6 protein-coding genes are annotated in these 9,054 nt (G+C 46.1%); 2 read left to right on the forward strand and 4 right to left on the reverse strand.

Annotation, left to right across the window (positions count from 1 at the left end; translation table 11 throughout):
• Nucleotides 1-18 precede the first annotated feature (18 nt).
• On the forward strand, nucleotides 19-837 hold the full coding sequence (locus HGH92_RS33300) for an HAD-IIA family hydrolase (protein WP_168875187.1): 819 nt from the start codon (nucleotides 19-21) through the stop codon (nucleotides 835-837).
• Nucleotides 838-890: 53 nt separating this feature from the next.
• Here HGH92_RS33300 and HGH92_RS33305 read toward each other — a convergent pair whose 3' ends face one another.
• From HGH92_RS33305 to HGH92_RS33315, 3 genes are all read right to left on the reverse strand, one after another.
• Complete coding sequence (locus tag HGH92_RS33305) at nucleotides 891-3,146, reverse strand: ATP-binding cassette domain-containing protein (RefSeq protein ID WP_168875188.1); 2,256 nt, start codon at nucleotides 3,144-3,146, stop codon at nucleotides 891-893.
• A gap of 567 nt (nucleotides 3,147-3,713) precedes the next feature.
• Nucleotides 3,714-3,860 (reverse strand): hypothetical protein, encoded by a 147-nt coding sequence (locus tag HGH92_RS33310; RefSeq protein WP_168875189.1) that lies wholly within the window; start codon nucleotides 3,858-3,860, stop codon nucleotides 3,714-3,716.
• Between the two features lie 1,387 nt (nucleotides 3,861-5,247).
• Nucleotides 5,248-7,131 carry a CHAT domain-containing protein gene (locus HGH92_RS33315; RefSeq protein WP_168875190.1) on the reverse strand — a complete coding sequence of 628 codons (1,884 nt, stop codon included), beginning with the start codon at nucleotides 7,129-7,131 and terminating at the stop codon, nucleotides 5,248-5,250.
• Nucleotides 7,132-7,648: 517 nt separating this feature from the next.
• On the opposite strand from HGH92_RS33315, the gene HGH92_RS33320 reads away from it, so the two are divergent.
• Complete coding sequence (locus tag HGH92_RS33320; RefSeq protein ID WP_168875191.1) at nucleotides 7,649-8,491, forward strand: hypothetical protein; 843 nt, start codon at nucleotides 7,649-7,651, stop codon at nucleotides 8,489-8,491.
• A gap of 104 nt (nucleotides 8,492-8,595) precedes the next feature.
• Here the strand turns inward: HGH92_RS33320 and HGH92_RS33325 are convergent, their stop codons facing one another.
• A complete protein-coding gene (locus tag HGH92_RS33325; RefSeq protein ID WP_168875192.1) occupies nucleotides 8,596-8,895 on the reverse strand; it encodes a hypothetical protein in 300 nt (99 codons plus the stop codon).
• Nucleotides 8,896-9,054 lie beyond the last annotated feature (159 nt).

Consider the following 9,054-nt stretch of genomic DNA (forward strand, 5'->3'; position numbering starts at 1 on the left):
ACCAAAGATCTGATTGCTATGAAAAAAAAGGGATTTTTAATCGACATGGATGGCGTAATCTATAAAGGCAGTGAACCTATTCCCGGGGCTGTGGAGTTTATTAATGGACTCCGGGACAAAGGGCTGCCCTTCCTCTTCCTCACCAACAACAGCCAGAGAACCAGCAGGGATGTTTGCTACAAGCTGAATAAAATGGGCTTTAAGGTAAATGATACGGATATTTTCACCTGTGCCATGGCCACAGCCAGATACCTGGCTTCCAGGAAAGAAAACGGTACCGCCTATGTGATTGGTGAGGGTGGCTTGCTGACGGAACTGCATAATGCGGGTTATTCTATTGTAGACGACCAGCCGGATTACGTGATCATTGGCGAAGGCAGAACGATCATGCTGGAGTCAGTAGATAAGGCTATAAATATGATCATGAAGGGCTCCAAGCTCATTGCCACCAACCTGGACCCCAATTGCCCGATGGGAGGGGGGAAATACCGGGTAGGCTGTGGCGCGTTGGTGGCTATGCTTGAATTTGCCACGGGCATCAAAGCTTTCAGCGTAGGAAAACCAAGTCCGGTGATGATGCGTATGGCGAGAAAAGCGCTGCAGCTCACGACAGATGAAACCGTCATGATAGGTGATACTATGGGGACAGACATACTGGGGGCAGGTTCCATGGGTTTCACTACCGTGCTAACATTAACAGGTGTGACCCGGGAGGAAGACCTGGCACATTTTGGCTACTCTCCGGATTTCATTATCCGCTCCATCAAAGACCTGCTGGACGAAGAGCTGTTTATGCGGGTGATGGGAGCACCGGCACTCGTTACAGACGAATATTAAACGGAATCAAAATGTGGGTGTCTCAAAAGTATGTTTGAGACACCCGTTTGTTTTCAGGACAATATCGATCCGCGCAAATGAATGCCGGTGTAGGAATCTGTCCGTGCTGTCAGCGCTTCCGGTGTTCCTTCGAAGATGATCTTTCCGCCTTTGTGTCCACCTTTCGGTCCCATATCGATGATCCAGTCGGCCTGTTTGATCACATCGAGGTTGTGTTCAATCACTACTACGGTATTACCTTTTTCCACCAATCCGTCGATTAGCTGGACCAGTCTTCCTACATCAGAAAGATGCAGGCCGGTAGTTGGTTCATCCATCACGTATATACTGCCTTTTTTATGTAGTTCACTGGCCAGTTTGATCCGCTGACATTCTCCGCCGGAGAGCGTACTTAACGGCTGGCCGAGCGTCAGGTATTCCAGTCCTACTTCGATCATACTGTCCAGCTTGCGGCAGATGTCTTTGGCAGTAAAGAAGTCGCGCGCTTCGCGGACAGTCATTGCAAGTACATCCGAGATAGATTTGCCATTGAGCTGGTAATTCAGCACTTCTTCTTTATAACGTTTGCCTTCACAGACTTCGCAGGGTGTTTTCACACCTTCCAGGAAAGCAAGATCAGTATAGATCACACCGCTGCCCTGGCAGTTTTCACAGGCTCCTTTGGAATTGAAGGAGAAGAGGGAGGCGTCGACCTGGTTGGCCGTGGCAAACGCTTTCCGGATCAAATCCATGCTGCCGGTGTAGGTCGCTGGATTAGACCTCGAAGACGTACCTACAGCCGATTGGTCAATTACCACCGCCTGCGGATAGGCATGTAGAAAAGCGTGATGAATAAGGGAGCTTTTGCCTGAACCGGCGACGCCGGTTACCACCGTCAATACGCCTTCGGGGATATTGACACTGACGTTGTGAAGATTATTGGCGTTGGCATTGAGAACAGGAAGCTGGCCTCTTGGCGACCGGCAGGTAGTCTTCAGCGGCAGGCTGTGTTTCAGGTATTTTCCTGTCAGCGTATCTGAATGCAATAAACCTTCCAGTTCACCTTCGTACATGATCTGTCCGCCCCGCGTACCTGCATGGGGGCCTACGTCCACAATGTGATCGGCAATACGGATCACATCGGGATCGTGTTCCACTACAATCACTGTATTACCTTTATCGCGGAGTTTTTGAAGCAATACGTTCAACCGGTACACATCTCTCGGATGCAGTCCCACGCTGGGCTCATCAAAGATGTACAGCACGTCTGTGAGGCTGCTGCTGAGATGTTTTACCATCTTCACCCTTTGTGATTCGCCACCGGAGAGCGTATCTGTTTCCCTGTTCAACGTAAGATATTCAAGCCCCATGTCTACCAGGTGTTGTAGCCGTTCTGTCAGCGTACGGACCATCGGTGCTGCCACAGCGTCGTCAATATCCTTTAAAAAGGTAATCAGTTCACCTGTTTCCATGGCCGATAATTCGGCGATATTGTGTCCTTTGATCCTGCAGGACAGCGCGGTCTCATTGAGGCGGGCGCCTTTACAGGCGGGGCATGGGCCTTCCTGCAGATATGGGCGGATCATTTTCTGCGTTCTGTCAGAAAGTGTTTTGATGTCACGGCGGATATAGGCCCGTTCGAATTTTTCTATCACACCCATATAAGTGGCGTTCATATTCCCCTCGCCGAGCCGAAGTTTAAACTTCCTGGGCTGGCTGTAGAGCAGCAACTCCATTTCTTCTTCCGAATAATCTGCCAGCTTTTTATCTACATCGAAAAAGCCGCTGTGCGCATACATGTCTTTCTCCCAGGTAGCCAGTCCGGGCGCCTGTATGGCGCCTTCTTTAAGTGATTTGCTACGGTCTATGAATTTGGATGCGTCGAAGCCCAGCTTGCGTCCCCGGCCGCCGCATTGCGGGCACATGCCCTGGGAATCATTGAAGGAAAAAGCATTGGCATAACCAACGTAGGGTTTCCCGATACGGGAAAAAAGTACCCGCAGCACCGGTGATATATCCGTGATGGTACCCATGGTGGAATGAGATCCTCCGCCCAGCCGTTTTTGGTCTACTACGATAGCCATGCTCAGCTTTTCAATGGAGTCCGCATCCGGCTGTGGAAATTTAGGCAGCAGCGAACGGATGAACATGCTGAAATTCTCATACAACTGGCGCTGGGCTTCCGTTGCGATAGTGTCAAAAACGATCGAAGACTTGCCAGACCCCGATACGCCCGTAAAGATGATGATCTTTCTTTTGGGAAGGCGAAGGTCGATGTTTTTCAGGTTGTTCTCCCTGGCGCCGCGGATTTCAATAAATTCTGGTATCATGGAGGCATAAAAATTTTGAGGAGATGTAAAGTAAAATAAATAACTGGTTTTTAAAGCCGGGTTTCGCAGTTTTTCCCGGTGACAATTTACAGCCAGTTGAGCGAACCTTATCTTTTACTGGTAAAATAATCTCAAACTCAGACTACCTGCCTTAAAATAGAAGAGGCATCTCACTTATCTGGTTTTTGTTCTCTACTAATCCCTTTGTTTTTAACAAGATCATTTAACCTTTCTACGATTGAAATTGCCGCATATGCCGGCAAGCACAAAAATTTAGAATTCTATTGATTTATTTTCTAATTGGAATTTTCGTTGGTTATTTCTTCTATGGAAATTTTTCAAAAAAGAGGTGTCTTTTATTCAGCAAAAATTTTTGGTATAAGTCGGATTTGAATCTAAGGATTTGATTTTTGCGGAGGTAAAAGAGATACATTTTAACCACCATGATGAGGAGCCTTATTGATCCGGAGGGTACTGAAAACAAAAAAGCACTTACATATTATTGTAAGTGCTTTTTTATGAAGTCGGGACGGGGATTAGCCAATCAATCGCGTTTTAAAAGACCATTCATCGTGACTCACCAGGTTTATGCTTGTGTGGCTTTAAATCCGGATGTTTGGGTTTGGTTTCCGGAAGAACTCTTCTTCTTTTATCATCTTTTCCTTCGTCTGTTTTGGGCTTAGGGCCTGGCTTGATTGCTTCAAACTTTTTCATGAGATTACCTGTTTTAAATAGTTAATTGAATGTATCCGAATATACGACTATTACAGGCCAGCAATTTACGGGTTCCCGGAAAGTCAATACCCGTTTAGTTAATATATTAGCATACTGAACATGAACTATGAGCTTGTCCCCAATCCTGGACACGGTAAATTAAAGATTTGGGGCGTTTTTATGTCTTTCGACGACCTCGTTCGGTGTTAGGTTATTAAGCGAACTGTGGGGGTGGCAGCGGGCAGAGGCTAAGATGTGAAGAAGAGGACCATTGTTTTTAATATCTGAATCCCGGATTATTCTTTAACCTGTTCTTGTTTCGTTTAACTGCCTGCATTTCGTCTGTCAAGGCAAGTACCCGTTTGTCAAAATCCGGATAAATCTTTTTCAACTGGTGCCTGGTTTCCATTTCTTCCGTATCCAGAACGACAGCTATCAGCACGATGATAGATGGCTGCGTGCAAAAAGCTTCTGCCATTCGTTTCATGGTCTCCTCCCCGAGAATCTGTTAGCCTGCTTCAATCAGGTACATGGAAGTGGATGAGAGCCCAATCATTCGCGCAAGCGCTGCTTATCTCATGCCAGCCTTGTCATGGATATATTTGATCGCCTTTCCTAAATTCATAGCACCAACATTTCCTGTAAAGGTCTCTATATATAGAAGTAGAATTCACATCCTTTCCTGTCAGGAATTAATACCAGTATCAAACACTATTACATTTGCTGGATGCGGATCTCCTGTCGCTGCCACCTGCAGGATGGACGCGGCCATTTTTTCAGGGTATTGGTTAGGGGTAATCACTGGTAAGGTCAGTCCGGTTAAAGCAGCGGGAGCAGGCTCACCGTTAACCTGTAATTAACGGGTTACAAAAATAGAATGGATATTTTTGTTTACAGCTATTCATTACGCATAAACGTTATTGGGATAGCTGGTTAAAATTATCGGCGTTTGAGAACGTCAACTGCCATAGTAACATTTCCGTCTACTTGCCAGTCAACCATTTGACGGGATTACATTTGCGGGCGAAAAAACTGGTGATGATGAATGCTAAAATCCCTGCAGTAATGAATAGCCCAGTCACTGTCCGCAATATCAACTATTCTGCGCATCTGTTGCAGGAGCATTTATGTCTGCTGTCACCTTCCTGGTAACGCTGGATATATCAGGATCCCGCTTTAGTAAGGGCATAGCATATTAGGTTGACAGCTATGAGAACTAATAATCATATTATCCGCAATATCGGTAGTCTGTCAGCACCACCCAGGTTGTGGCTGACTGCCTGTGATCTTTGCTTTTCTTTTTAAGGCTGCTAAAGCCAGCTTTGATGTCAAATGGATGGCAACCGTAAGGTGCCATCCATTTTCATACGAAGGAGTTTTGGTCCCGTTACTGCTTTGTAAGGCCAGTAACTTCATCATACCAGGCCAGAATAAAATCAAGTTCCTCCTGTAATCTCTTGTTCCTGGCAGCCTGCCGCTCTCCTAAATACCCCTCGCGGCGCCGCCTTAAAAACCATGCCGCAAACTTTTTGGAAATATCAGGTGATTGTCCCGGATGTAGCCGTGTAAAAGGAAAGCCGTAAAAAACATATATTTTCAGGTCATCGTCCGGCTGGTGCTGGCTGGCGGCCTTTTGAATCGCTTTGGCTACCGACATGGTCTTTACATGCTGATAAAAAGCCCCTGCTGTTGCCGCGGCAGGCGAGTCCTTTATCCGCCAGAGCGTTCCGATATAGCCCCGGGCGCCCATTTCCAAGAAGGAGTGGGATACAGGACCCCAAGACCAGCAGGTATTGTTGAAAATTACCGGCTTCATGCTTCCCGCCAGCCTTTTTATCATAGCATGAAATGGATAGTCATTGCACATAATGGACCTGGAATCGGTGACCTCCTCTACATCCCTGATAAAGGTATCCTTTAGGGTGGTTCCGTTGATCACCGCGTTTTGGGATTCGATGAAAAAATCCGCCGAATATTGCCTGGCCTCCAGCTCGGCACTGCCTACCGCCACTCCGTTGTAAGATCGGGGAAATACCATATGATGGACCTCCAGCAAGTGTTCACCATTACGCCGGAAAGGGGTGATGGCAAAGGATAAGACCCGATCATAGGTGTAGATGTGGTAACCCCCCTGGCTATCAATGAACTCAGATTCTATCAGTTTTCCTGCAATTTCACCGCCATGGGTGCAGATATGCAACAGATCATAAGGGTAATACTGCAGATAGCGTGAAAAATTGTAGAGTGTAGCCTGCTTGCTCAGCAGCGGCACCAGGTGATATCCATATCCTGTAAGTTCCTTTGACACGCTGTCGATTTCCCGTTGGGCAGCAGGCAACTGCGGAGCGTTCAGTTCAAGAGGCGAAAACAGCACTGCGGCTCCGGTGCCCGGTACCTCAGCGTAGAAGATGTTGGTAAAAGTAAAATGATCCGGCCCATGCTGGAGGTTAACATATGTACAGCAGGTCTGGTCACTTATCAGCAAATGGTATGGCAGCCCAGCTGTAAAAAAGGTAGTGTACTCATAGCCGGAAAAATCGAATTGCCCTATTCTGTCGGTTATCTTTTCTTCTATTTTATCATACGCTGTCGGGTCCGGATGTTGTCTAGGCTTCCAGTCTGCCAGGTAGTAAAGGATGTCTCGGTCTTCCTTATCTTCCAGCGGGCCAACAACGATAATGTCTGCGCCTACAGACACGGCATAGTTAACTGCCAGTACCGCCATCGCGGATTGGTCATTTTCAATTACTACACAATCTGCGTTTTTCCCTGGCGGTGCCGGGACCACCGGGGCTGCCTGCGGATCAATCTTTAACCAGTAACCCTGCTGTACCGCCTGCTGAAGGCCGATCAGTGCCTCCTCGGGGCGGCAACTGAAGGTAGGCTTGGTTTGATCGAAAAAAGGAGACAGGTAGGCGTGAACATCTTCTGCATTATCGACGCTGATTATATTTAACTGCTCCGGTAACTGCAGGTAGCTTTTCTGGTCATCGGATAATCCTATCAATATGATGTTTTCACAGCCCTGCATCCGCACAATGGCATTTTGTATGAGCCGACATGTCTCTATAGCGCGTAGCTGGGAAAAGGAGTCCTTGTCATGTGGCTGTGCGATCGGTTTTGAATATGGAGCCGTCACCCCTTGTATCTCAAACAGCGGAAGATAATATCCCTCTTCTGCCAGATAGGAAGATACCATGGCGGTAAGCTCCGGAGCATGCCGGTCAGCTATACAGATATATGTATTTTTTAGTTTAGGTGGGGTACGCATCTTTAATGATTGCGTTTTATATTGGGCGGCAATTTACGTTAATTCCGTCATTGATCCGTATTCAGGTCCTGTCTGCCACCCTGGCGGAACTTTTTGTAAAAAAAAATAAACAGCTGTTAATACAATCACTGTTCTGTTTCTCCTATTTTCGCTATAGGGTTCTGAAGGTAGCTCTACAACCGGGTGCATTTTTGGTGTTTTCAAGGTCAACAGGCACCTACAGTAGTTATCTCCATATCAGCGTTACCTGTTTAGTAGATTCCAACTTGTGGTATTTTTCGTCTTAGCTATACCACAGGGCAGTCTGGTATCTGCCCCTTTTTATTGCTCATATTCAATTGCCGTGAGTTGTCAATACAATCCTATGGCCCATCTGAAGAATTCAATTTTTGCTGTCCTGATGATGAGAAGTGGAGCCAATCTGGGGGTTAAATATTTAATTTACGGTTGTCAAAAAAACCTTATTTTAAGGGTCTCAAATTAACTGCTCCAAAATCTTAATCCAAAACTCCAAATTATGCAAAAATTATTCTGTCTTATTGTCCTTTGTATCATTTTCACTATCGAAGCTAAAAGCCAAAAAAAAATTATCTACGATTTCCCGGATGCAAAATTGACCGCCAAACAAGCCTGTGGTGATGAAAATAACAAAATTTGTGATTGTGGTACCGGACAACGCGGCATCCTGTACAAATTTGCTGCAAGCCCGTTTGCTCCAACCGTTGATGATAATTCCACGCCCAAAACAATTGCGCAGTCCATTCTGGGCCATGCTGTAAATGCGGGAGCAAAAGACGCAGAAGACCTATACCCCTGCTATACACCATCACTTGAACAGATCGGCTTTACAGGCAAATATGGTAATGGCAGAAATGCGGAATACACCAAGACCACGACGCTTAACATTAAGGTAGATGTAGCGGTAGCTGCTAACATAACAGATCTGGCAAAGTCATTTAAATTAGAACAGTCTGTGATTGAAAAACTGAAAGCTAAATTATCCTTACTCTATAATAAGGTTAATAGTCAAAAGGTTACCGTCACCGCGACCTACTATAATTTATCACTTACCCAGGACGCTGTTGATGCGCTCCGCTCCGCAGCAGCGTATCAGTCATGCCGCGATGCCCTGAAATCAAAAAATCAACTTCTTATATCAGATATTGGGCTCATAAAGTTCAACGTTAATTACACCGGAGCAAAGGCTGATACGCTCGCAGCAGGCCTTGAAGCTGAATTATCCCGCGAGGGCATTACGCTGAAGCTGGCGCCGCTGATCAACAAAGAAGTAAATAAGGAACTGAAAGCCACTACCACAGACGGCTATATGTTACTGGCCTGGAGAAAAATACCGTTGTAAGGCTTTTTAAATAAAGCATTGATGCCAGTATCGTATATACTGGCATCAATGCATCCAACGCTTTTTACCTGTAATTTTCGAATGCTGTAGTATCCCCTCACCATCTATTCTGTCATCCTTGGATCTGGCCGTATCGGTAGCTTTGCCATCCGCGCAACGATCAGGCTAATATGCCCGTAGTCGCTGCTAACCTTCGCCTCTATCAGGTAGGTGCCCGCACCCAACAGCGGAGAGTGGCTCAGGCTATCAGTGAAATGAACCGTATCGAGGAAGTCGAAATTGGCATCATGAAAAGTACCAAAGCTCATGGGCTGTTTTTGTTTTGTCAGCAGCCGTTTCTCACAGACATAATTACCTACGACTCTCACCGTCTGCCCGATATAATCCGGCAGGTCTTTTGCCATCGCCTGTCCCCGATAGGAGGTTTTTAGTATATTGTAAGTACCCCTATTGTGGTGACAGTTTAAACTTAGAAAAAATCGCTAAATTTAAACTGAATTAGTATCATGAAAAAGACCAGATTCACAGAAACACAGATTGTATCTATTTTAAAGCAGCATGAA

It is taken from the genome of Chitinophaga varians (genome assembly GCF_012641275.1).
Lineage (GTDB): Bacteria > Bacteroidota > Bacteroidia > Chitinophagales > Chitinophagaceae > Chitinophaga > Chitinophaga varians_A.

Bases quoted from the DNA above. Each gene is read 5' to 3' on its own strand.
- HGH92_RS33300 (WP_168875187.1), top strand. From the start codon at position 19: ATGAAAAAAAAGGGATTTTTAATCGACATGGATGGCGTAATCTATAAA.
- HGH92_RS33305 (WP_168875188.1), bottom strand. From the start codon at position 3,146: ATGATACCAGAATTTATTGAAATCCGCGGCGCCAGGGAGAACAACCTG.
- HGH92_RS33310 (WP_168875189.1), bottom strand. From the start codon at position 3,860: ATGAAAAAGTTTGAAGCAATCAAGCCAGGCCCTAAGCCCAAAACAGAC.
- HGH92_RS33315 (WP_168875190.1), bottom strand. From the start codon at position 7,131: ATGCGTACCCCACCTAAACTAAAAAATACATATATCTGTATAGCTGAC.
- HGH92_RS33320 (WP_168875191.1), top strand. From the start codon at position 7,649: ATGCAAAAATTATTCTGTCTTATTGTCCTTTGTATCATTTTCACTATC.
- HGH92_RS33325 (WP_168875192.1), bottom strand. From the start codon at position 8,895: ATGGCAAAAGACCTGCCGGATTATATCGGGCAGACGGTGAGAGTCGTA.